Consider the following 21,777-nt stretch of genomic DNA (forward strand, 5'->3'; position numbering starts at 1 on the left):
GCACCCACAGGGACCCTTCCCGCTGGTCACAAATGAACGGCGTTCGTTTCAGCTCTTGCGCTCAAGCGTGACTCCCGACATACTAAATGAACACTATTCATTTAGTGACTGTCGTCTCACCGGAGTACTTACCACCATGATTGAATTGACGCGCCCGGATGCCACGGCCTCCTCGGCCCGCACCGCCGCAAGTCGCCCGACGACCGCCGTCGGTCTCGCCGAAGCGGTGGCTATCAGCGCCTCGATCGGCATCATCCACGCGGCCCCAATCCCGGCAGTTTGCTCGTGAGCATTTGGCGGAAGCCCTCAACAACGGCTCCGCCGGGTCGGGACCGGAACAACATCGACGTTCCCGCTCCGGAAACGGAAGAGAAAAACCTCCGCATTCCCGCCACTGCCCACCCCCTCCGCCGCGTGGTCATTGTTGACGCGCACCAACAGTTCTCCAGGAGCGGCAGTACCCGCTGCATCACGCAGCAGACGCCTTCGGCCATCTAGAAAGGGCCTCACATGAGCCAGACAATCCGACGCAGCGGCAGTGAAGCTGCAGAGTCGCACGACATTAGCGGCAAGGGACTGAAGACGGGGCAGTTGGGGCTCCTCGCCGTCGTCGTTCTTGGCATTTCGACCATCGCACCCGCGTACACGCTTACCGGCGCGTTGGGTCCGACCGTCAACGAAGTCGGGCTCCAACTGCCCGTCATTTTCCTGATCGGGTTCATCCCGATGATCCTCGTCTCGCTCGCCTACCGGGAACTCAACGCGGACTCCCCGGACAGCGGCACCACCTTCACCTGGGTCACGAAGGCGTTCGGCCCCTGGGTTGGCTGGATGGGCGGCTGGGGCCTGCTTGCAGCCAACATCATTGTCCTGTCCAACCTGGCCGGCGTGGCCGTGGACTTCTTCTACCTGTTCCTGGCCCAAGCCACGGGCTCGCCCGAACTCGCCGATCTCGCCTCTGACAAGCTCCTGAACGTGGCAACCTGCTTCGTCTTCGTGGCACTGGCGGTGTGGATCAGCTACCGGGGCCTGCACACCACCAAAATTGTCCAGTACGGTTTGGTGGGATTCCAGCTGCTGGTCCTGGGGCTTTTCGTTGCCATGGCGTTCGCCAACTGGTCCACGTCCGAGACCGCTGTCCCCTTCAGCTGGGACTGGTTCGACGTCACCAAGATCGAAACCTTCGGCCAAATCGCAGCAGGCATTTCCTTGTCCATCTTCGTCTACTGGGGCTGGGATGTGTGCCTTACCGTGAACGAGGAAACCGCCAACGGCAAGAAGACCGCCGGCCTCGCAGGCACACTGACCGCGGTGATCGTCCTGGGCATCTACCTGCTGGTCACCATCGCCACCATGATGTTTGCCGGCGTCGGAGATACCGGAATTGGCCTGAACAATGCCGAGAACCACGCCAACGTCTTCACCGCATTGGCATCACCGGTCATGGGTCCGTTCGCCATCCTCATGTCCCTCGCAGTGCTTTCCAGCTCTGCAGCGTCATTGCAGTCCACGTTCACGTCACCGTCGCGCAGCCTGCTGGCCATGGCGCACTACGGCGCCCTGCCCGAGCGTTTCAGCCACATGAGCAAGAAGTTCTCGACGCCGGGCTTCGCCACCATTGCGGCCGGCGTCCTGTCCGCGGGCTTCTACGCGGTGATGCACGTGATCAGCGAAAACGTCCTGAACGACACCATCCTGGCCCTGGGCTTGATGATCTGCTTCTACTACGGTCTGACAGCCATCGCCTGCGTCTGGTACTTCCGCAACAGTGTCTTCTCCAGCGTGAGGAACTTCTTCCTGCGGCTCGTCTGCCCGCTGCTGGGTGGCGTGGGACTGTTCGTAGTATTCCTGCAAACCGCCGTGGACAGCTGGGCTCCTGAGTTCGGCAGTGGATCGGAGATTTTCGGAGTTGGACTGGTGTTCGTACTCGGCATTGGCATCCTGGCCTTGGGTGCCGTGGTCATGCTGATCATGTCCCGCGTTCGGCCCGGGTTCTTCCGAGGCGAGACCATTCGCAAGGACACCCCGGCCCTGGTTGTACCGGAGTAAGACGCCGCTGTAACCCCTCGAAGTCGTGGGAAAGCTGCCAGTTCGCCGGATATCTCCGGGCGAATTGGCAGCTTTCCCGCGTTCTGGGCACTTCAGCGCCCCGTCAGTCACCAGCGATGCGCCACGTCCACCACCAACCGGGACCCGCCGTCGGGCCCGTCCAAAGTGAACACCCTGAACGGAAGCCGGGCACGGACACCCAGGCCGATGCTGGTGGTGCCCTCAAAACTGCCGGCAAAAACCACCTGACGGAACGTCTGGTAGCCGGACACGTTGGAGAGATCCGCCTTGGCTGCGGGAACGTAAGTGGGCTGGCCATACTGGTTGTACGACGGCGCCGTCACCATCACTTGCAGGTCAGCGTCCCCGAGCACCGGGATGGGATAGCCAGTGGCATCCTGGGTCACCACCGGAACGTACCGAACGGAATAGCCGGCCACTTTGCCGGTCATGTCGATCACCAAGCGGTCGTAGCAGGGCTGTTGGCCCGTGCGGACGTTGGTGACGTTGGCGGAACTCATATCCAGGTCGGCTTTGGCCAATGAACCCCAGGTGATACCGCAATATGTTGCTGCCGAAGCTGGCCCCGGCGCCACCAGACCGAGCCCGGCGGCCGTCAGGACCACCGCCAAACCCGCTCCAAATTTCCTCATTTTTGTGCCCCCTTCAGGCGAAGTTGATACTTCAACATTAGGAGCGCCAGCGAGGGTTTGGAGGGGTTGTGGCCGCTTCGGCACGCAACCGTTAAGGGTGCTGCCGCGTGATCACAGGAGGGTTATCGAAAGCCGGAAACAGCCCCGTTTTCAGGCTGTTTCCGAGCTCTTCGCGCCCATGTTTGTGACCGAAGATAACGTGACCCGGGCGTTATTTAGCCTTCGCAGTCCTTGCAGAACTTGAGGCCGTTCTTTTCCAACGCAATCTGGGACCGGTGCCGGACCAGGAAGCAGGAACCACAGGTGAATTCGTCGGACTGCTCCGGGACCACAATGACCGTCAGCTCTTCACCGGAAAGATCGGCACCGGGAAGGTCGATTCCTTCGGCGGTATCGTTCTCCTCGACGTCAATAACTGCAGTCTGCGCACTGTTCCCACGGGATGCCTGAAGGGCCTCAAGCGATTCAGCGGGAGACTCTTCTTCTGTCTTGCGCGGGGCGTCGTAATCAGTAGCCATTGAGGGTTCGCTTTCGTTGCTGCATAGTGCCTATACCGGCACCTCAGTGAAGCAGTTTAGGGCATAGTACCCGCGATAAACGAATAGTGTGCCCAACGCGACATTCTGCAGCTTTTCGAGCGGTTCCCCCCGCTAAATACGGGGCCTTTCCGCGTGTGATTGGATGGCCCGCGCACCGGCCACCGTCACTCCACTCAGGGCCGGGAGCCAGGTCAAATCGATGGTTTCCTGTCCGGCAACTGAATCTTCCGGGCCAGTGCAATCCACAATGTAGGCGGCCTCGATCCATGCCGCCAGGGTGGTGCCAATGCGGGTTGCAAGCGAGGCTACTGATGCGATCATGCGGCAACGCTATCCGGCACGGATTTGCACGCCGTTTCCGCTTCGTCACGGGTTTGTTAACTATCGCGCCGTTGATGTCGCGGCCGCGCATCAGTCCTGCAAAGCCTGCTCCACGATGTACTCCGCGATCGCCATGGACGAGGTAGCCCCCGGCGACGGCGCGTTGCGCACCAAAACGGCGTCCCGGCGTCGTGCGATCACAAAGTCGTCCACCAGCGAACCGTCACCGTTCATGGCCTGGGCCCGCACCCCACGCGTACCTGGGATGATGCTGGCGCCCTCCAGCGAGGGTACAAAACGCACCGCTTCCCGGATGAACTTCTGCTTGCTCACGACGGTCTGGAATTCACGGACGGCGGACGGCACATTCTGCCGGGCAAAATTCCAGAATCCTGGGAAGAGTGCGTAATTCAGGATGTCGCGCACCTTCACGTCCTTCCAGGCGTAGGACTCACGGCCGAAGGAGATGAACGCATTCGGGCCGAGCATCATTTCGCCGTCGATGCGTTTGGTGAGGTGCACTCCCAGGAATGGATGTTTGGGATCCGGCACAGGGTAGATCAGGCCCCTTACCTGGTCACGTGCCTCGTGGCCCAACAGGAAGTACTGACCAAAAAACGGCACGATCCGCGGCGTGGCAGGCTCTCCGGCTGCCTTTGCCAGGCGGTCCGATTGCAGCCCCGCGCACGCCACCACCAGGTCATAATGTTCCCTGCCGTCCTGCGTTGACACCACCACGCCCCGGCCCTGTTGCTCAAGCGATGTCACTTCCTGCCCAAGGCGGATAGTCCCGCCCGACGCCCGAACGTCGTCGGCCAGAGCTTCGGTGATGGCCGCGTAATCAACGATCGCCGTTTCCGGCGAGTGCAAAGCAGAAAGCCCGACGGCGTTCGGCTCCACCTCGGGTATTTGCCCGGCACGCAGCATCCGCACTCCGGGCACTCCGTTGGCCGTAGCCCGGGCAAAAATAGTGTCGAGACGCTTCGACTCTTCCGGCGTCTGGGCGATCACCAGCTTCCCGCAGGCCTCGTAGGGAAGGTCCTTGGTGGCACAGAATTCCTGCAGCAGCTCCACTCCCCTGCGGCACAACCGCGCCTTCAGGCCGCCGGGCTCGTAATAAAGGCCTGCGTGGACCACCCCGGAGTTGTGGCCGGTCTGATGGGCGGCGAGACGGTCTTCCTTCTCATAGACGGTGATGTGGGCGCCCGGGAGCTTGCTGGCGAGTTCTCTGGCCACCGCTATGCCTATGATCCCGCCGCCAACCACGGCGCAGCGCTTGATGGTTCTGGTGCCCGGAGGGTTGGACATGGCACTCCTCGTCGTTGGGGTCGCGTCACTTCACAGCATTTCATGGAGTGGTTCGCCGGGTTGCATGCTGTGGGTGCGCACAAGGGGCGGACACGGGGGACGCACACGCAAAAGGGGCGGCACATGGCGTGCCGCCCCTTTTGCGTCTTGCTGATGACGTGCTGCGTATGTGGCTATGCAGTCGGCTGGTCGAAACGCTGGCCGGCCGGGTTGGACGGCAGGAGCGAGAACACGAAGAGTGCAAGTCCGCCCAAGCCGGGAATCAGGCCGATCAGTACGATCCATCCGCTGAAGTTGCCGTCGTGGAGGCGGCGCACCAGCAGGGCGATGGACGGGATGAGAATTGCCAGATAGAAGACGATGGCCAGAATAAGGCCTACGACGGCTCCGGGCCCCGGCGTGGTGGTTCCGCTTGCAGAGACGGTGGCTCCGGCACTGCCCAGAACCAAGGTGAGGATCTGAATGGCGAAGCCGATGACGCCCAGTACAAGGGCGACCCACCAGTATTCACTGCGGCTGGCGCGGCCTGAGAATGCGGTGTACTTCTTGAAGAAACGCTGAACTGCGGCGCCGATCGGAGCGCCGTAATACGGAGCCCACAGCGGCGGCTCGCCGGCCTGCGCGGCGTACGGCTGGGTCTGTTGAGGTTGTTGCGGGTAACTGGTCATTGGTATTTCCCCCGGGGTAGGTGTGAGTCATGGAGATGAGTCGTACTCAGTGATGAGTCGTGCTTATCGTAATGCCCCGGGGGCCAATTAGGCAGTTCGTTGGATGAAATTAACCCTGATTTAGCCCAGTAACGGAATATGTCGCCCAAAACCCTCTGGAACATTCTTTATTTGCAGTTCCGCGTTTCGTCAGGTGACCGTAAAGACGTCGATTTCCACAGAACCTGGCCTGCGGCGCCCTGTTCCGACCGTGATCACGTGATTCAGCCAGTCAACCCCGGGGGCTGACGTGGAGAACCGTGGCGTGCAACGGAAGTAGATCAGCGCGGGATCAATGTCCTCCCCACGGTTGAGACGGGCGATGTCCTCCGCGGAACCGAACCGGAGCGCAACGTTATGCACGAACACCACAGACCCGTCATCCAGCTCCAGCGCGTACCTGGCATCCAACTCAGTCAGCTCGGCACTGCGAAGAATCTGGAAGTCAGCGCCCGCAGGAAGAACCCGGCCGCTGAGCCCCGGACCGGATACTGTTCCCCCAATAATGGGAATGATCCGGCGGTGCCCCTCGGGCGTGACTCCCACGTCAATCGGCGCGCCCACGTCGACGCTCAAGGATGCCAGGAACGTCAACGTGGGCGGCTCCGGAAAAGTGGTCACTGCGCGAATTGCTTCCGGAGGTCCATCTTCCGGATCTTCCCGCTGGCGGTTCGCGGCATCTCCTCAACGAACACCACGGATTTGGGGATCTTGTACCTGGCCAGCCTGCCGCTCAGATGCGAGCGCAGCTGCTCCTCAGTGAGGGTGGTGCCATCACGCAGGGTGACGATGGCCCGTGGAACCTCTCCCCAGGTTTCGTCCGCAACACCGATGACGGCCACGCTCCCCACCGCGGGCAGCTCGGCGATAGCGGCTTCCACTTCTGCCGGGTAGATATTTTCCCCGCCGGAAATGATCATGTCCTTGATGCGGTCCGACACGAAGAGGAAACCCTCGTCGTCCTGGTGGCCCATGTCCCCGGAACGGAACCAGGATGAGTCCGCATAACTGTCAGCCGTGGCCTCCGGCCGGTTCCAGTACTCCTTGATGACGTTGGGGCCGGAGATCTGGATTTCGCCCACGGCACCAGGTGAAGCAAGGCCGCCCAACGGATCGGCGATCCGAACGTCCGTGAAGAAGTGCGGCAGGCCTGCCGAGCCAGCCTTTTCCTTTGACCTGGATACGGGCAGCATGGTGGCGCCGGGCGCAGTTTCGGTCATGCCGTAACAGCTGGTAAATCCGATGCCGCGCGCTTCATAGGCCTCCAAAACCCTGCCAGGAACCGCGGAACCGCCGCAGGTGAGCTTGTCCAGGGAGCTGAGATCCGCCGTCGACCATTCCGGATGGTCACAGAGCATCTGGAACGTGGTGGGGACGCCGTTGAGGGTGGTGACCCTGTGTTGGCCCACCAATTCCAGTACCCGGCCGGCGTCGAACTTGGCCTCGAGCACCACGGTGGCACCCTTCAGCAGCATGGGAAGCAGGCCCATGTCCAATGACGCCACGTGGAACAGGGGTGAGATCATCAGCGCCACGTCGTTGCGGTTCACGTCCATGTCCACCACCGTGTTGATGCAGTTCCAGGTGATGTTGCCGTGGGTCAGCAGCGCCCCCTTCGGCTTGCCGGTGGTGCCGGAGGTGTAGAGGATCATGGCGGCATCGTCCAGGGTCACCGGCTCATCCAGCGGCGTCGTGGCCGCCGCGGCAATCGCCTCGCCATAGTGCTCGACGCCGGATGGCAGCTTTACTGCGGAACCGTCAGCGCCGCCGTCGGGAGCCACCACAAGACGATGGTTCACGCCGGTGTCCGCGCAGGATGCGGAGGCGACGACTTCCAACGATGCGGCGCTAATGAGCAGGCGCGCTCCGGAGTCCTGCAGCTGGAACTGAAGTTCGGGAGCGGCAAGACGCGTATTGAGCGGAACGAAGATCGCTCCCAGCAGCCCGCACGCGAAGAATGTCTCCACAAAGGAGGGATGGTTCTCGCCGAGGTATGCCACCCGGTCCCCCTTGGCCACTCCCCTGTCCTTGAGGGCGTTGGCCAAGCGATCGGTCCGCTCGGCCAGTTCCGCGTAGCTCAGGGTTCGGCTGCCGGAAATGAGTGCTGTCTTGGGCCCCGACTTGGCGCGGCGGCGGTGCAGCCAGGATCCAACTCCGTTGTTGTCCATGGTGCAGTGCTCCTAACTGACCGTAGAGAGGTCGTTGTTCTTAGACTCCCGCGTCAGCAGGATGAAGACAATCGATACCAGCGACATGACGGACAGGAACACCACCACGGGGACGATGCTCTGACCGGCGTCCTTGTACAGCCCGGCGACGATCCCAGGTGTGAAGCCGGCGCCGATCAAGGTGGCCAACTGGTAGCCAACGGCAGCACCGGTGTAGCGGTTGGTGGTGCCGAACTGCTCGGAGACGAACGCGGCCAAAGGTCCGTAGAGGGATGAATGCAGGACCAAGGCCACGGTGAAGGCCAGGAAGACCAGCCCTATGTTGCCTGAGCTGAGCATGCCGAACATGGGGAACAGGTACAGGATGAACAGGGCCAGACCGGTGACCATCACAGGCCTGCGGCCGAAGCGATCGGACAGCCTTCCGCCCAGTAGGACAAAAAGGATGGAGATGGCCGAGGCTCCCGCGAAGGCATAGAGCACGCCTTGTTGTGGTGCACCCTTGGATACTGCGTAGGTGACGGAGAACGTGGGCAGCACCACCTGGAGGCCGAAGCCCGCGGCACCGGCGAACATGATCATGATCAGCGCCTTGGGACGCTTCAGCACTTCCAGCAGCGGGATCTTGCGTTTGGTGCCCTGGGCGCTCTCCTTGGCCACTGCTTCGGCGAAGATTGGGCTCTCTGAAACCCGCAACCTCACGAACATGCCCACGATCAACAGCACGAAGGACAACAGGAACGGCACCCGCCAACCCCAGGCAAGGAACGCATCCTGTGGAAGGGCGGAGAAGATGCCCATCACCACGGTGCCCAGAACGGCACCCGTCGGGGCGCCGGCGTTGACGAACGACGCTGCAAAGCCGCGACGCTTGGGATCCGAATGCTCCAAGGCCATGAGTGCGGCCCCGCCCCATTCACCACCGACGGCGATGCCCTGGCAAACGCGCAGGATCACCAGAATCACAGCGCCCCAAGGTCCGATGACGCTGGCTCCCGGGATCAGTCCGATCAGGGTGGAGGCGATGCCCATCATGGCCATCGAGACAATGAGCATGCCCTTGCGGCCGATCCGGTCACCGAAGTGCCCGAAGATGATGCCGCCCAAAGGCCTGGCAACATAGCCGGCGGCGAACGTGGCATACGCGGCGACTACGCCCACCCACTCGTCAGTACCGGCGAAGAACACTTTGGGGAAGGCAACCGCGGCGGCCGTTGCGTACAGCAGGAAGTCGTAGAACTCGATGGTGCTGCCCAGATAGCTGGACAAGATGACCGTACGCGCCTCTTTGCGCTTTGCGGCCGTGCTCGTTGATGCGAGCGCAGTGCGTCCTGACATGGCTGTTCCTTGGGAGAGGAGGGAAAGGAGGTGGGTTTGAGGATCGCTTACTTGTAAAAGCGGGCGAGGAACTCGGCCACGACGGCGGGGCGTTCCTGGCCTTCGATTTCGATGGTGGCGTTGACCTTGATCTGGGCGCCGCCCTTGACCTCGGTGACTTCGGCGATGCTGCCGTTCATGCGGACTTTGGAGCCGACCTTGACCGGTGAGGTGAAGCGGACTTTGTCCAGGCCGTAGTTAACTTTGGTGGTCACGCCTTCCACGTCGAAGAGTTCGCCCCAGAAGGGGATGATCAAGGACAGGGTGAGGAAACCGTGCGCGATCGGAGCACCGAAAGGACCGTCCTTGGCGCGTTCGGGATCAACATGGATCCACTGCTGGTCGTCCGTGGCATCGGCAAACAGGTTGATCTGCTGCTGGGTGATTTCGCGGTAGTCGGTGGTGCCGAGGTCCTTGCCGGACATGGTGAGCAGGGTGTCGAAATCGACGACGAGATTGGGCATCTTTGCCTCCTGTGTTGTTGTTGAAGAGATTTAGTGGGTGAAAGCACTGGCACCGGTGAGGGCACGGCCGATGATGAGGGCGTTGATTTCGTGGGTGCCTTCGTAGGAGTAGACGGCTTCCGCGTCGGCATGGAAACGCGCGACGTCGGAGGCGAGGGTGATGCCGTTGCCGCCCACCACTTCGCGGGCGAGGGCGACGGTCTCGCGCATCATGAGGCTGGTCTGCATCTTGGCCAAGGCCGAGTCCTGGTCCCGGTAGATGCCCCAGCCCTGCTGCTCGGTCAGCCGGACAACGAGTGAAAGCGAAGCTGTGATGTTGCCGAGCATGCGGGCCAGCTTCTCCTGGACCAGTTGGAAGGAGCCCAGGGAACGGCCGAACTGTTGGCGTTCCCGGACGTAGGCGAGGGCCGCTTCGAAGGCACCGGCCTGAAGGCCGGTGGCGATCCATGCAACATCGGAGCGCATCGCCCTCAGCATCGCGGCCACGTCCTTGAATGAGTTCACGTTATGGAGGCGCATGGCCTCCGAAACCCTGACACCGTCCAAGGTGATGTGGGCGTTCTGCATCATCCGCAGTGAAGTCTTACCTTGGATCTTCTCCAGGGACACCCCGGGAGCGGTGCGGTCAACGAGGAACGCTTTGACCTGCCCGTCGGCGACATCGCGGGCGAATACACACAGCACGTCGGCTGTGGACGCGCCTCCGATCCACCGTTTGGCACCGTCCAGAACCCAAGCACCGGAGCCAGTGCCGCCGTCGGGATCTTCTTCGTAGCGGGCGGTGGTGGACAAACCGCCCGCGACATCCGAGCCGTGCCCGGGTTCGGTCAAGGAGAAGACTCCTTTGAGGGAGAAGTCGATGACCTTGGGCATCCACTCCTTTTGCTGCTCTTCGGACGCGCCCACCCGGATGGCTGTGCGGAACAACCCTGCCTGGGCGGTGTACCAGGTGGCCAGCGAAGCGTCAGTACGAGCCAGTTCGAAGATCCGGAAGCCGTGGTAAATCCCCCTCGCAGGGGCCTCAACAGTGAGGTCGGCCGGTTCCATCAGGTCCAGGTCAATCAACGGCCGGGCCAGTTGCTCGGGGAACTCCCCTTTCTCCCAGTACTCGGCCAACAGGGGCTTGGCTTCGGTATCCAGGAAGTCCCGCAGCCGGCCAAGTACTTGGCGTTCCGCGGTGCTCAGGAGAGCTTCGGCGTCGTACCAGTCCGCCACAGAATAGAGCCGCTGTTCCTGGCTGGTCTTAGTGGTAGCCGTTGCGGTCATCTCAGCCACCCAAACCAAGCAGCCGCACAGCGTTGTCTTTGAGGATCTTCGGCCGGACCTCGTCCTTCAACGGCAGGTCCGCGAACGCCCCCAACCACTTCTGCGGGGTGATCAGCGGGAAGTCGGTGCCGAACAACACTTTGTCCTGCAGCACTGAGTTGGACAATCGAACCAAGGATTCCGGGAAATACTTCGGTGACCACCCGGAGAGGTCAATGAACACGTTGGATTTGTGCGTCGCGATGGAGTTCGCCTCGTCCTGCCACGGCACCGAGGGGTGGGCCATGATGATCTGCAGGCCCGGAAAGTCGGCCGCAACGGCATCCAGCAGCAGAGGATTGGAGTACGCCAGCTTGATCCCGTACCCGCCGGGAAGGCCAGCGCCCATGCCGTTCTGACCGGTGTGGAAGATGCAGGGAAGCCCCAGTTCCTGGAGGGTTTCCCACAGGGGATAGAACGTCTCGTTGGACGGATCAAAGCCCTGCAGCGACGGGTGGAACTTGAAACCCCGTGCGCCGAGCTCAACAGCCTGGTGCTTGGCTCCCGCGATCGCGTCCTCCCCCGTCCGTGGGTCCACACTGCCGAACGGAATCAGAACATCATTGTTTCGGGCAGCGCCCTCGATCAGTTCCGGGATGCTGTTCGGTTCGTGCTTGAGCTGGGTGCGGGCGTCAACAGTGAACACGACGGCGGCCATGTTCAGTTCGCGGTACACCTCGGCGATCCGGTCCAGCGATGGCGTGCGGTCCTCGGACTTGAAGTACTTCGCCGAGGCCTCTGTCAAAGCTTCGGGAAGCGAGCCGTGGCCGCAGCTGTCCACTTCGAGGTGGACGTGCATGTCGATGCCGTCCAGGGCTGCGGGGTCGATGCCCAGTTCGTAGCGGGTTGCCATGATCAGCGGGCCTGCGACGGTACGGCCACCGGCTCCGGCTGGAGTTCCTCGGGCAGCGGCAGGAATTCCTCGCCGTAACTCTGCAGTGCCTCAGTACCAAAAAGCGATCCAGCGTTCTCCTGCAGCGCCTCGTAGCTCCAGCCGCCCTCGCGGTACTCGGTGCTCGCCGCCGTCGGGTGTGTCCAAACCTGCAACCGGTCACCACCGGCGCCGATCGCTTGGCCGGTAATCCCGGCAGCCGCATCAGAGGCGAGGAACGCAATCAGCCCGGCGACGTCGTCGGCCGTTCCAAAGCCGAGGTCGTGGCGGAAGAACGACGGCATGGACTCGCCACGTTCATCAGCGTCTACTGCCTTCTGGAAGTACGGGACGGTTTTGGTCATAGCCGTGGCGGCCACCGGAATCACCGAATTGACGGTCACACCGGCCTTCTTCATTTCCAGTGCCCAGGTGCGGACCATACCGACGATTCCGGCCTTGGCCGCCGCGTAATTGGTCTGGCCGAAGTTGCCGCGCTGGCCCGTCGGCGATCCGATGGTGATGATGCGCCCGGGAACGCCGTTTTCCTTGAAGTAAGCGAAGGCCTCGCGGACGCAGGTGAACGTGCCCCGGAGGTGGACGTTGATGACCAGGTCAAAGTCCTCGTCGGTCATTTTCAGCAAGCTTTTGTCCCGCAGGATTCCGGCGTTGGTGACCAGGATGTCCAGCCGGCCGAAAACCTCAACAGCACCGGCAACCAGCGCCTTCGCAGCGTCGGTGGTGCCCACCGGAACCACCACAGCGGTGGCCCGGCCGCCGTCGGCTTCAATCTGCGCCACAGCGTCCGCAGCGGTCTGGGCGTTTACGTCGTTAATGACGACGGCGGCACCCTGGCGGGCCAGCTCCCTCGCGTAAGCGAGTCCAAGACCCTGTCCACTTCCGGTGACGATTGCAACCTTGCCGTTCAAGCTCATGGCGTGCTCCTTCGCATGCAGTAACCGGCCTGAGCCGGTGAGGCCGATCCCACTGCATCGTGAGATCCTTGTCATGATCAATGAGAATACGGATCATTGAAAAAGTCAACGATTGTTTTTCATTACTATTGGAGTTGTCATGGGCCCGCAAAGCACCGAAGTGGAAATCCCGCGCCTGGCCGCGGCCAAAATCGGCAACGATGTGGGCTTGCTGCTGGCCAAGCTGCACGCCACGGGCTCCCTTTTGAACAACAAGGCGCTGGCAGACTATGGACTCCGGGAACGGTCCTTTTCCGTGCTGACGCTCGCCTGCAGCGGACTGGAGCCCACGCAGCGCGAGCTGGCTGATTTCCTCAGCCTGGACCCCAGCCAAGTGGTCAGCCTGGTGGATGACCTCGAACACCGCGGCCTGGTCAAACGAGCCCAAGGCAAGCAGGACCGGCGCGCCAAGATCATCGTTTCCACCGCCGAAGGGCGCCGGATCCACACCAAAGCGCGGGCCGGGCTGGAAGTGTGCGAGCAGACCCAATTGGCGGCCCTGAGCGAGGATGAAAACCTGCAGCTGAGGGCGCTGCTCAAGAAGGCACTGTGGGGTTAGATCACCGTCAAACAAACAGCAAAGAGCCGGGCAAGGGAAGTCCCCTGCCCGGCTCTTCGCGTCAAACGCCCGGAGAACAGTAGCGCCGCTTAGGAAACCAGCTGCACCGCAAATTCGTGACGGCCCGAACCCGCCTCAAGCGGTTCCTGCCCGGGCAGCTCAATCCGTGCCGTGGTTCCTGTGGGAATTTCGACGACGACACTAAGGTTGCCGTCGTCGATCTTCCACAGCACCGAAGCGGTTCCGTACGGCGTCTCGTGGCGGGCCGATGCCCAGGTGAGGCCGCCACCTGGCTGCGGCTTGACGAGGATCCTGCGGTATCCGGGCTCCAGCGGAGCGAGGCCGGCAACCACACGGTGCATCCAGTCAGCCACAGCCCCCAGTGCGTAGTGGTTGAAGGAGGTCATCTCCCCCGGGTTGATGGAACCATCCGGCAGCATGGAATCCCAGCGCTCCCAGATGGTGGTTCCGCCCTGGCCCACGGCGTATAGCCATGACGGGCACTCCTTTTCCAGCAGGAGGTCGTAGGCGGCCTCGATCTCTCCGGCGATCGTGAGGGCGTCTGAGACCACCGGCGTGCCGGCGAAACCGGTGCCAATACGGTTGCCGTTGGCCCGCACCAGCTCGGCCAGCCGGGAACCCGCGCGTGCTTTGGAGCCGGCATCCGGGAAGAGGTCGAACACAATCGCCAGCGCGTAAGCCGTCTGGGCATCGCTGGTCATGGTGCCGTCAGGTTGGATGTACTCGCGGGCGAAGGCGTCCGCAACTGCGCGGGACAACGTGAGGTAGTGCAACTCATCATCGGACTTGCCGAGCACAGCTGCCGACTTGGCGAGGTGCCGTGCGGACCAGGCGAAGTACGCCGTTGCCACAAGATGTTTATCAGTCATGGCCTTGGTGGGGTCTTCCGGCGGGGCCGTCGGATCGAGCCAGTCGCCCAGTTGGAAGCTCCCGTTCCAGAGGTGGTCCCCGCCGGCCAGACGGTCCACCAAATCCACCCAACCCTTGGCACTTTCGTACTGGGTTGAAAGGATTCCGGGGTCGTTGAACCGCTCGTGAAGTGTCCAGGGGGTCAACACCGCCACGTCTCCCCACACGGCGCCTGGACGGATGGGGGTCCAGTAGTTGCCGCCCGGAATGACCGGCACGTACCAGGGCACGGTACCGTCCGGCAGCTGCTCCGCCGCCACGTCCTTGAGCCACGAGGACAGCATTCCTGAGCAGTCGTAGAGGAAGCCGGCAGTCGGGGCGAACACCTGAATGTCTCCGGTCCACCCGAGGCGCTCATCGCGCTGAGGGCAGTCCGTGGGAATGTCCACAAAGTTGCCCTTCATGCTCCACAGCACATTATCGTGGAGCCGGTTCAGGTCCGGATTGGAGGACTCGAACCAGCCCGTGCGTTCCATGTCTGTGTGGTACACCCGCGCCACAACATTCTCTGCGATGTCCCCGCCGGTCCAGCCCGTGATCTCGGCGTAGCGGAAACCGTGGATAGTGAACCGCGGCTCCCATGTCTCCTCACCGCTCCCCGCCAGGGTGTAGTGGTCCGTGGAATCCGCGCCACGCAGCGGGCGCGTATACAGCTCCCCGTCCTGCAGGACCTCGGCGTGACGGAGCGTGACAGTGGAACCAGCATCACCGTGGACAGAAATCCGAAGGCGGCCCACCAGGTTCTGGCCGAAATCGATCAGCGTTTTGCCCAAGGGGGACGTCCACACACTCACCGGGCGGAGCTCATCGGTGCAGCGGACGGGCGGACCTTCCGGTGCCACCAGCGTCTTGGGATCGCGTTCGACGCCGGACACCGCCTCCCAGCGTGAGTCGTCGAAGCCGGGGCTGCTCCAGCCGGGCGGGAGTTCCCGGGCGTCGTAGCTTTCGCCCTTGTACAGGCTGGAGACGAGGATGGGTCCGAAGGATGCTTTCCAGGTCCCGTCCGTACCCACCACGGTGACCGAGCCGTCGTCGTGCGTGATGTGAAGCTGCGCCAGCAGCGCGATCTTCTCACCGTAAAGGTTTGCGTAGCCGCCCTTGAAACCGATCCGGCCGCGGTACCAACCGTCCGCGAGCAGCGCGCCGATGGCGTTCCCGCCGTCGGACAGGTGCCCCGTGACGTCGTAGGTGTAGTAGCGCAGACGCTCGCCGTAGACCGTCCAACCGGGCGAAAGAGCATCCTCCCCCACGCGGACGCCATTGATCTCTACCTCGTACAAGCCGTGCGCCGTGACGTACAGGCGCGCAGATGAAACGGGCCTGTCCGCGGTGAAACTGCGCCGCAGCAACGGTGGCCGCCGGTCGGCGTCGGGGTCTTCGTTCCACGCCGGGGTGATGGCGGTGGCCGTCCAGTCGCCCGGCTTCAACAAACCGCTTTCGACGGCGGATGGCTGGCTCCACGCGCTGGGTGCCTGGTCACCTGCGCCCCAGACGCGGACGCTGACCTCTGCACGCTGGGCCGACTTCAGTGGTGTGGCTTCCCACGGAACCAGGACGGACTCTGCGGACTCGATCCGTTCACCCGTCCACTGTCCATCAGCGGTGGTCACTGAAACCTGGTATGCCGCCTGGACCCAGCCGGGTTGGGCACTGGTTTTCCAGGAAATGCGCGGCGTGGCCAGGCCAATGCCGAGGGTGCCGGTTCCAGGCGTAGGGGGCAGGTGTTCAAAGGTCGCCGGATGCACTGTGACGGGCATAGGGAAAGTCTCCTTGGTGGTGTGGGGTTCAGCCCTTGACGGCGCCGGCAGTCATGCCCGCGACGATCTGGCGGTTGAAGAACAGGTACATGATGAAGGGCGGCACGGTGATGAGCAGGATGTTCATGAAGAGCAGGTTGTAGTTGGTGGTGAACTGGCTCTGGAAGTTGAACAAAGTGAGCTGGACCGTGGCGTTCGCGTCTCCCGGGAGGAAGTACAAGGGGTTCTGGAAATCATTGAAGATATGAACCGACTGGACCACGATCACGGTGATAATGACGGAGCGCAGGAGGGGGAAGATGACCCGGAAGAACAACCGCACCGGACCGCAGCCATCAATCACCGCGGCTTCGTCCAGTTCTTTGGGGATGGAGGCGATGAACGCCCGGAACAGCATGACGCAGAAGGACAGGCCGAAGGCCACCTCAATGAGGATCAGGCCCGGCAGGGTCTTGAAGAGTCCCATGCTTTGCAGCACCCAGATGGTAGGAACAATGGCGGGCGGGATGATCAGGCCGGAGAGGATCAGGAAGTTGGCCACGCCGTTCCACCGGGACTTGCGGCGCTGAAGGACCCAGGCCACCATAGCCGCCAGGATCACCAAAATTGTCACGCTGGCCACCGTCAGGATGGTGCTGTTGATGAAGGCAGTGACCAACATGAACTTCCGGGCTGAGAGGACTGCGGTGAAGTTCTCCACGAACTGGAAGTTGGTGGGCCACGCGAAATCCAGCTTTGCTGCTTCCTTCCGGTCCTTCACGGCTGTGAGGACCATGAAGAGCAGCGGAATGATGAAGACGACGACGCTGACGGCGATGGCCAGGACACCGAGTCCGTAGCGCTTGAGGGCGGTGCTCACTGTTCAACCTCCTTGCGGTTCAGGAACATGGACAGGGGCAGGATGATGGCCGTGACGATCACGAACAGGACCACGTTCCCCGCCGTGGAGAGGCCGTAGAAGCCTGCTTGATATTGCTTGTAGATAACCGAAGCGATGACGTCCGACGTGAATCCGGGCCCGCCTTTGGTCATGGCCCAGATCAGGTCGAAGGAACGCAGCCCGCCGATGAGGGACAGGATGATGACCGTGGCCGTTGCTGGCCGGGCCAATGGCAGGGTGATGTTGAAGAAGCTCTTGAAGGAGCTGGCGCCGTCCATTTTGGCCGCTTCAAAGTACTCCTGCGGGATGGACACTATGCCCGCAATGTAGATCACTGTGGCCAGGCCGACCCCTTTCCACACGTCCACCAAGGCGACTGAAATCAGCGCCCACGCTGGGTCGGTCAGCCACGCGGGGCCTTGGATGCCGATCGCGGCGAGCCCCTCGTTGATCATGCCGTTGCGGGGGTCCATCAAGGCCGTGAAGACGATGCCAACGCCGATGCTGCTCAGCAACACGGGGAAGAACATCACTGACCTCAGGTACCCGCGGGCAATGATCTGGGACGTCAGCAGGACTGCCAGAAGCATCCCCAGGACCACCTTGAGGACGGAGGTCACCAGGCCGTAGATGAACGTATTGGTAAGGCCCTTGATCAGGGCCGGTTCCTGGAAGAACTGAACGAAGTTGTCCAGTCCGATGAAGGTGAACTCGCTCAGGTTCCAGCGTGTCAGGCTGAAGAAGAAGGAAACGACGGTGGGGACGAGGAACAGCGCGGTGTAAATGACCGCTGCGGGAAGATAGAACCAGTAGGGGTACGGCGACTTGCCCTTGCGGCGCTTGGGGTGAGCAGCCTGCGGTACTGGTCGGACCGCCGTCGGCGTTGGTGCGGTGTTGAGTGTCATGTGAATCTCTCCAAGGGCCGTCCGGGCCGGGAAGGCCCGGACGGCTTGTAGGTTTCGGAGGTTAGTTCCAGCCGGGCAGGTTGAGTTGCTTGGCCTGCTTCTTGACGTCCTCGTCGTAGAGGGCGGCGCCGTCCTTGGCCGAACGGATGCCCGAACCGACCTCGACGGTGATCTGCTCAAGGGCCGGGCCCTTGACCGGGGACAGGAATTCCAGCGCGGGGCTGTTCTTAGCCTGGTCTTCGAAGTACGGGAGCATGTCCTTCACTGCGTCCGGGACATCGGAGGGTAGCTCGCAATCCTTCACGAGGTATGGTCCGGCCGCGCCAACCGCTGCCGTCTGCGCGTCGCAGCCGGCCTTGCTGGCGATGAAGGCTTGAAGTTTCTTGGCTTCTTCCATGTTCTTGGACGACTTGGGAATGTACGTCCCGCCCGGCATCCACACGGTCAACTTGTTCTTGGACGCGTCATCGCCGGGAAGCGGGAACAACCCAAGATCGTTCAGCTTGTCAGGGTAGGTCACCTTGATGTTGTTCAGGGCGAAGCTCAAAATCGGGTACTGCGCGCCTTCACCGTTGACCAGCATGTCCTGTGCCTGCTGGTACGTGGTGGATGCGAAGTCCTCATTGAACAGGCCGGCCTTCCCTGCCTCTTCGAGGTGTTCAAAGCCCTTGACCGCGGCAGCATTCGTGGCGTACTTGGCTTTATTGGCCGTGTAGTCGGCCGGGAAGCTGGGGTCCGCGGTGACAACGTTGGCGAAGTCGCCCAGGACAAAGAGCTGCGACGTCCAGGTGGTTTGGTAGGACTGGATGATCGGAGCGATACCCGCGTCCTTGATCTTGCGGCTGTTGTCCATGAACTCGTCCCAGGTCTTGGGGACGGACAGGCCCAGCTTTTCATAGACCTTCTTGTTGTACAGGACTGCCCCGGCCATGCCGGTGCTGAAGGGAACGCCATACACTTCGCTGCCGGAGGTCACCACGGGCTTGAAAGAGTCCGTGACGTTGGAGAGGTATGTCTCGTTGGTGATGGGCTGCAGGTTCTCTTCGGGATTGATCTGCTGCAGCAGCGAGCCGGTGTTGTAGTTGAAGACATCGGCCATGTCACCGGTGGACAGCCGGGTCTTCACGATATTGTCACCATCGCCGCCCTGGGGGCGGGTCTCCACCTCCACCTTGATGCCCGGATTCGCTGCTGTGAATTCCTCGGCAACCTTCTCGGCAGCCGCCACCGTGTTCTCGGCATTGTCCACCAGCCACGTGATCGTCTTCGCGTCTCCGCCACTGTTGCTGTTGCCCCCGCTGCAACCGGTAAGAGCCAGCGCCAAGACTGTCACTCCCCCGGCCAGGGCGGCCCAGCGCTGCTTGCTCTTTGCGGCCATCTTTACCTCCTCGTAAAGCCACGGACTCCATAGTTCGTGGAACGTTTCAAAAGGACTCTTGGACCACTCGGTCAGCCCCGTTGTGTCTTTGTGTAGATCGGTCTACGTTTTTCTACTGTAAGTCATGTCACACTCCTTGCCAAGAGTTTTTCGTAGATCAATCTACAATTACGAATGAAGGCAGTGCCGAGAGGAAAAAGCCATGACGGAGCAGCTGAAACGCGCCACCATCAGCGATGTAGCTGAACACGCCGGCGTCTCCCGTGCCGCGGTGTCCAAGGTTTTGCGCAACGCCTACGGGGTCAGCCCAGCCATGCGGAGCAAAGTGGAAGAGTCCATGACCCTCCTGAACTATCGCCCGCTGGCCTTGGCCCGGGGCATGCGAGGCAACAGCTACACGTTGGGCGTATTCCTTGTGGACCTCTCCAACACCTTCTTCTCGGTTCTGGCCGAAGGCATCCGCGATGTCGCCGAGGAGCTCGGTTATCAGGTGCTCATTGGGCAAGCACGGCAAGGCCTCGACGCACAAAAGAAACTCATCGAGGCCATGGTTGACCGGCGCATGGACGGGTTGGTCCTGATCGCACCGTTCGGGCCCAATGAAGAACTCGAAAAGCTTGGCCGAACCATCCCCGTAGTTGCCCTGGGCCGCCACGGACCGGCGCAGTACTTCGACACTGTAGCCAGTGACGACATCGCAGGCAGCGCACTCATCGTGGACCACTTGGTGTCCCTTGGCCATGAGCGGATTTCGATGCTGGCCAACACTCAGCCGGCCAGCGAGCCCGGGATGCCCCAGACGGTGCGCCGGCATGGCTATGACCTTGCGATGGAAAAGCATGGACTGTCCCAGTGGATCGATCATGTACCAGGACGATGGGGGACGGAGAGCGGCTTGGAAGCCGGGCGGTCCCTCGCAGCCAGGACTCCCGCCCAGCGCCCCACCGCCCTGCATGGCGGTGCTGATGTGGCCGCACTGGGCGCGTACACCACGCTGTTCGAAGCTGGGATCCACATCCCGGACGACATGTCGATTGTGGGCTACGACAATATTCCCGCAGCTGGACTCCCACCCATCGGCCTCACCACCGTGGATCAATCCGGCGTTCAGATGGGTCGGCAAGCCGCGGAACTACTCCTTTCGCGGATCGAGGGACGGACGGCATCGGAGCATCTCCTGGTGCCGCCGCGCCTCATCGTTCGAAAGACGTCAGCCCCGCCGCGCGGATAAACCGCATGGACACCTGCACAGCCCTCTCCGAAGACGGTATGCAAATGTCCATTTCGCTTGCCCTGACGTTATGTCAGGATCGGGAATCATGAACCTCCCGCTCTTTCACGATCCCCTGCAGGGCGCCGTCACTGTCGACGCGCCCCTGCGTGATCCCCAAATCCACCGGCAGCCCCGCACCTCCAACCGGCCGGCCCGGCAGGCAACACATGGATCCAAGCCTGCACGCACCTCCCGCCAGCGCGAGGTAGCCAAGGTTGCCGAAGACCTCCAGGCTTTGATGGCGCGGACCAGCGGGCGGCACTAGGAAAGTCGCTGGACAGGACCGGGTCTTCCTGCGGCCAAGCGTCTGACCCACTACATGTCGCGATTTAACACGGTTGAGCTGAATGCGGATTTCTACCGATGGCCTCGCGACACTTCCTTCGCGGGTTGGAGGGAGCGGCTCCGGGCCGGTTTGGTGGGCAGGATTGTGCGCTGCTGGCACGAACTCGGCGACAAAGGGATGTCCTGCTGGTCCAGCTGCCACCTGACCTTTACGGCGGCTCTTACTCTGCGCAACACTGACACTCTGCGGTGGCTGCTTGGGGTCGGTTGACCCTCTACGCCAGGCGACCCCGGACGATCTCGCTGACAGTCTTACCGTCAAAGCGCCCTGCAACCTTGGCGGTGACCGGCTTCATGACGGCTCCGATGGAGCGCATGGAAAGCTCCTGGCCATCAGCCTTCAGTGCCTCGATGGCGTCGTCAACAATTGCCTCCACTTCTTCCCGGGTGAGCGCCTTTGGCAGGTAGGCCTCGATGATTTCAGCCTCGGCGACTTCGGCGGCTGCACGTTCTGCTTCGCCGGCCTCGGTGTAAATGCGGGCTGTGTCCCGACGCTTTGCGGCTTCTTTCTGAAGCAGCGAGGTGACCTGTGCGTCGTCGAGCTCCACCGGCGTCTTGCCCGACTTCTCACGGGTGGTGATCTCGCCCAACACGTTCCGCACTGTGGTCAAGGCGACCTTGTTGCCAGCCTTCATATGGTCAACGACATCCGCTTTAAGGCGTTCTTTGAGTGTCATGATGCTCCTTGTTCGGGGTTCTCTTGCTATCTTCCCAGAATGAGTGCATGGGGGATGTTTCGCGGAGTCAAGCCGCGCGTGGCCAGGCTGTTCCTGTGGCGGGCCCTCGCCGTACTAGTGCTCGTTGCCGCCGTAGTCGGTTCCTTCATTCTGGTGGCGTCCCAGATTCAGGTGGCCGCCAGCAGTGTCCACGTTCAGGGAGTTGTTACCGGCCAGGAAGGCTTCACACAGCGTGGTGAACACTGTGTGTTGGGATTGAGCTTCGAATTCCAAGGACGGATATACAACGAAACGTTCGATACTCATTCAACGTGCGTGGCGGTTCCGGGACCTGGCT

At 62.0% G+C, this 21,777-nt stretch carries 23 protein-coding genes and 1 pseudogene; 6 read left to right on the plus strand and 18 right to left on the minus strand.

Translation table 11 applies throughout. From position 1 onward, the window contains the following. Positions 1-285: 285 nt before the first annotated feature. Positions 286-498, plus strand: coding sequence for a hypothetical protein (locus BMY91_RS07830; protein ID WP_090820562.1), 213 nt, complete (start codon positions 286-288; stop codon positions 496-498). A gap of 12 nt (positions 499-510) precedes the next feature. Next, positions 511-2,049, plus strand: coding sequence for an APC family permease (locus BMY91_RS07835; protein ID WP_090820565.1), 1,539 nt, complete (start codon positions 511-513; stop codon positions 2,047-2,049). Positions 2,050-2,156: 107 nt separating this feature from the next. Here BMY91_RS07835 and BMY91_RS07840 read toward each other — a convergent pair whose 3' ends face one another. The 12 genes from BMY91_RS07840 to BMY91_RS07895 all read right to left on the minus strand — a co-directional run bounded on the left by BMY91_RS07840 (position 2,157) and on the right by BMY91_RS07895 (position 12,697). Continuing rightward, positions 2,157-2,702: an AMIN-like domain-containing (lipo)protein gene (locus BMY91_RS07840; protein ID WP_090820567.1), complete on the minus strand. Its 546-nt coding sequence runs from the start codon at positions 2,700-2,702 to the stop codon at positions 2,157-2,159. Positions 2,703-2,917: 215 nt separating this feature from the next. Then, positions 2,918-3,220 carry a DUF4193 domain-containing protein gene (locus BMY91_RS07845; RefSeq protein WP_090820569.1) on the minus strand — a complete coding sequence of 101 codons (303 nt, stop codon included), beginning with the start codon at positions 3,218-3,220 and terminating at the stop codon, positions 2,918-2,920. A 132-nt stretch (positions 3,221-3,352) separates the two neighbouring features. Then, positions 3,353-3,562 carry a hypothetical protein gene (locus BMY91_RS07850; protein ID WP_090820573.1) on the minus strand — a complete coding sequence of 70 codons (210 nt, stop codon included), beginning with the start codon at positions 3,560-3,562 and terminating at the stop codon, positions 3,353-3,355. A gap of 90 nt (positions 3,563-3,652) precedes the next feature. Continuing rightward, positions 3,653-4,870, minus strand: coding sequence for an L-2-hydroxyglutarate oxidase (gene lhgO / locus BMY91_RS07855; protein ID WP_090820575.1), 1,218 nt, complete (start codon positions 4,868-4,870; stop codon positions 3,653-3,655). 173 nt (positions 4,871-5,043) lie between these two features. Continuing rightward, positions 5,044-5,538, minus strand: a complete 495-nt coding sequence (locus BMY91_RS07860; RefSeq protein WP_090820577.1) for a DUF805 domain-containing protein — start codon at positions 5,536-5,538, stop codon at positions 5,044-5,046. A gap of 189 nt (positions 5,539-5,727) precedes the next feature. Beyond that, entirely contained in the window at positions 5,728-6,198 is a 471-nt protein-coding gene (locus BMY91_RS07865) for a DUF3237 domain-containing protein (protein WP_090820578.1), read from the minus strand. Further along, positions 6,195-7,745 carry an o-succinylbenzoate--CoA ligase gene (gene menE, locus BMY91_RS07870; protein WP_090820580.1) on the minus strand — a complete coding sequence of 517 codons (1,551 nt, stop codon included), beginning with the start codon at positions 7,743-7,745 and terminating at the stop codon, positions 6,195-6,197. Before menE ends, BMY91_RS07865 begins: the two co-directional genes overlap by 4 nt. Before the next feature lie 12 nt (positions 7,746-7,757). Then, positions 7,758-9,083, minus strand: coding sequence for an MFS transporter (locus tag BMY91_RS07875; RefSeq protein ID WP_090820581.1), 1,326 nt, complete (start codon positions 9,081-9,083; stop codon positions 7,758-7,760). Positions 9,084-9,130: 47 nt separating this feature from the next. Continuing rightward, positions 9,131-9,586, minus strand: coding sequence for a MaoC family dehydratase (locus BMY91_RS07880; protein ID WP_090820583.1), 456 nt, complete (start codon positions 9,584-9,586; stop codon positions 9,131-9,133). A gap of 30 nt (positions 9,587-9,616) precedes the next feature. Continuing rightward, a complete protein-coding gene (locus BMY91_RS07885) occupies positions 9,617-10,852 on the minus strand; it encodes an acyl-CoA dehydrogenase family protein (RefSeq protein WP_090820584.1) in 1,236 nt (411 codons plus the stop codon). Position 10,853: 1 nt separating this feature from the next. Beyond that, positions 10,854-11,744 carry an amidohydrolase family protein gene (locus BMY91_RS07890; RefSeq protein ID WP_090820586.1) on the minus strand — a complete coding sequence of 297 codons (891 nt, stop codon included), beginning with the start codon at positions 11,742-11,744 and terminating at the stop codon, positions 10,854-10,856. A 2-nt stretch (positions 11,745-11,746) separates the two neighbouring features. Further along, positions 11,747-12,697 (minus strand): SDR family NAD(P)-dependent oxidoreductase, encoded by a 951-nt coding sequence (locus BMY91_RS07895; protein WP_090820588.1) that lies wholly within the window; start codon positions 12,695-12,697, stop codon positions 11,747-11,749. Positions 12,698-12,836: 139 nt separating this feature from the next. Between BMY91_RS07895 and BMY91_RS07900 the strand changes: the two genes are divergently transcribed. After that, complete coding sequence (locus BMY91_RS07900) at positions 12,837-13,295, plus strand: MarR family winged helix-turn-helix transcriptional regulator (protein ID WP_090820590.1); 459 nt, start codon at positions 12,837-12,839, stop codon at positions 13,293-13,295. Between the two features lie 89 nt (positions 13,296-13,384). On the opposite strand, the gene BMY91_RS07905 is transcribed toward BMY91_RS07900, so the two are convergent. The 4 genes from BMY91_RS07905 to BMY91_RS07920 all read right to left on the minus strand — a co-directional run bounded on the left by BMY91_RS07905 (position 13,385) and on the right by BMY91_RS07920 (position 19,145). Then, a complete protein-coding gene (locus tag BMY91_RS07905) occupies positions 13,385-15,982 on the minus strand; it encodes a glycoside hydrolase family 78 protein (protein WP_090820592.1) in 2,598 nt (865 codons plus the stop codon). A 28-nt stretch (positions 15,983-16,010) separates the two neighbouring features. Continuing rightward, a complete protein-coding gene (locus BMY91_RS07910) occupies positions 16,011-16,841 on the minus strand; it encodes a carbohydrate ABC transporter permease (RefSeq protein ID WP_090820594.1) in 831 nt (276 codons plus the stop codon). After that, entirely contained in the window at positions 16,838-17,767 is a 930-nt protein-coding gene (locus tag BMY91_RS07915) for a carbohydrate ABC transporter permease (RefSeq protein ID WP_090820596.1), read from the minus strand. Before BMY91_RS07915 ends, BMY91_RS07910 begins: the two co-directional genes overlap by 4 nt. 61 nt (positions 17,768-17,828) lie before the next feature. Beyond that, positions 17,829-19,145, minus strand: coding sequence for an ABC transporter substrate-binding protein (locus tag BMY91_RS07920; RefSeq protein ID WP_090820598.1), 1,317 nt, complete (start codon positions 19,143-19,145; stop codon positions 17,829-17,831). A 202-nt stretch (positions 19,146-19,347) separates the two neighbouring features. Between BMY91_RS07920 and BMY91_RS07925 the strand changes: the two genes are divergently transcribed. The 3 genes and pseudogenes from BMY91_RS07925 to BMY91_RS07935 all read left to right on the plus strand — a co-directional run. Continuing rightward, positions 19,348-20,376, plus strand: a complete 1,029-nt coding sequence (locus BMY91_RS07925; protein ID WP_090820600.1) for a LacI family DNA-binding transcriptional regulator — start codon at positions 19,348-19,350, stop codon at positions 20,374-20,376. Positions 20,377-20,464: 88 nt separating this feature from the next. Then, positions 20,465-20,683: a hypothetical protein gene (locus tag BMY91_RS07930; RefSeq protein ID WP_090820602.1), complete on the plus strand. Its 219-nt coding sequence runs from the start codon at positions 20,465-20,467 to the stop codon at positions 20,681-20,683. An 18-nt stretch (positions 20,684-20,701) separates the two neighbouring features. Then, a pseudogene (locus BMY91_RS07935) lies at positions 20,702-20,910 on the plus strand (DUF72 domain-containing protein); the annotation flags it as partial. Positions 20,911-20,978: 68 nt separating this feature from the next. Here BMY91_RS07935 and BMY91_RS07940 read toward each other — a convergent pair. Then, positions 20,979-21,440, minus strand: a complete 462-nt coding sequence (locus BMY91_RS07940) for a GatB/YqeY domain-containing protein (protein ID WP_090820604.1) — start codon at positions 21,438-21,440, stop codon at positions 20,979-20,981. A gap of 114 nt (positions 21,441-21,554) precedes the next feature. Then, positions 21,555-21,746, minus strand: a complete 192-nt coding sequence (locus BMY91_RS07945) for a hypothetical protein (RefSeq protein ID WP_090820606.1) — start codon at positions 21,744-21,746, stop codon at positions 21,555-21,557. Positions 21,747-21,777 lie beyond the last annotated feature (31 nt).

Source organism: Arthrobacter sp. yr096 (assembly GCF_900108925.1).
Classification (GTDB): Bacteria; Actinomycetota; Actinomycetes; order Actinomycetales; family Micrococcaceae; genus Arthrobacter.

What these genes read in the sequence shown, in the direction of transcription:
- lhgO (WP_090820575.1), bottom strand. Translation starts at nt 4,870, where the DNA reads ATGTCCAACCCTCCGGGCACCAGAACCATCAAGCGCTGCGCCGTGGTT.
- BMY91_RS07880 (WP_090820583.1), bottom strand. Translation starts at nt 9,586, where the DNA reads ATGCCCAATCTCGTCGTCGATTTCGACACCCTGCTCACCATGTCCGGC.
- BMY91_RS07845 (WP_090820569.1), bottom strand. Translation starts at nt 3,220, where the DNA reads ATGGCTACTGATTACGACGCCCCGCGCAAGACAGAAGAAGAGTCTCCC.
- BMY91_RS07860 (WP_090820577.1), bottom strand. Translation starts at nt 5,538, where the DNA reads ATGACCAGTTACCCGCAACAACCTCAACAGACCCAGCCGTACGCCGCG.
- BMY91_RS07835 (WP_090820565.1), top strand. Translation starts at nt 511, where the DNA reads ATGAGCCAGACAATCCGACGCAGCGGCAGTGAAGCTGCAGAGTCGCAC.
- BMY91_RS07875 (WP_090820581.1), bottom strand. Translation starts at nt 9,083, where the DNA reads ATGTCAGGACGCACTGCGCTCGCATCAACGAGCACGGCCGCAAAGCGC.
- BMY91_RS07920 (WP_090820598.1), bottom strand. Translation starts at nt 19,145, where the DNA reads ATGGCCGCAAAGAGCAAGCAGCGCTGGGCCGCCCTGGCCGGGGGAGTG.
- menE (WP_090820580.1), bottom strand. Translation starts at nt 7,745, where the DNA reads ATGGACAACAACGGAGTTGGATCCTGGCTGCACCGCCGCCGCGCCAAG.
- BMY91_RS07945 (WP_090820606.1), bottom strand. Translation starts at nt 21,746, where the DNA reads ATGAGTATCGAACGTTTCGTTGTATATCCGTCCTTGGAATTCGAAGCT.
- BMY91_RS07915 (WP_090820596.1), bottom strand. Translation starts at nt 17,767, where the DNA reads ATGACACTCAACACCGCACCAACGCCGACGGCGGTCCGACCAGTACCG.
- BMY91_RS07850 (WP_090820573.1), bottom strand. Translation starts at nt 3,562, where the DNA reads ATGATCGCATCAGTAGCCTCGCTTGCAACCCGCATTGGCACCACCCTG.
- BMY91_RS07925 (WP_090820600.1), top strand. Translation starts at nt 19,348, where the DNA reads ATGACGGAGCAGCTGAAACGCGCCACCATCAGCGATGTAGCTGAACAC.
- BMY91_RS07890 (WP_090820586.1), bottom strand. Translation starts at nt 11,744, where the DNA reads ATGGCAACCCGCTACGAACTGGGCATCGACCCCGCAGCCCTGGACGGC.
- BMY91_RS07885 (WP_090820584.1), bottom strand. Translation starts at nt 10,852, where the DNA reads ATGACCGCAACGGCTACCACTAAGACCAGCCAGGAACAGCGGCTCTAT.
- BMY91_RS07930 (WP_090820602.1), top strand. Translation starts at nt 20,465, where the DNA reads ATGAACCTCCCGCTCTTTCACGATCCCCTGCAGGGCGCCGTCACTGTC.
- BMY91_RS07905 (WP_090820592.1), bottom strand. Translation starts at nt 15,982, where the DNA reads ATGCCCGTCACAGTGCATCCGGCGACCTTTGAACACCTGCCCCCTACG.
- BMY91_RS07895 (WP_090820588.1), bottom strand. Translation starts at nt 12,697, where the DNA reads ATGAGCTTGAACGGCAAGGTTGCAATCGTCACCGGAAGTGGACAGGGT.
- BMY91_RS07940 (WP_090820604.1), bottom strand. Translation starts at nt 21,440, where the DNA reads ATGACACTCAAAGAACGCCTTAAAGCGGATGTCGTTGACCATATGAAG.
- BMY91_RS07900 (WP_090820590.1), top strand. Translation starts at nt 12,837, where the DNA reads ATGGGCCCGCAAAGCACCGAAGTGGAAATCCCGCGCCTGGCCGCGGCC.
- BMY91_RS07840 (WP_090820567.1), bottom strand. Translation starts at nt 2,702, where the DNA reads ATGAGGAAATTTGGAGCGGGTTTGGCGGTGGTCCTGACGGCCGCCGGG.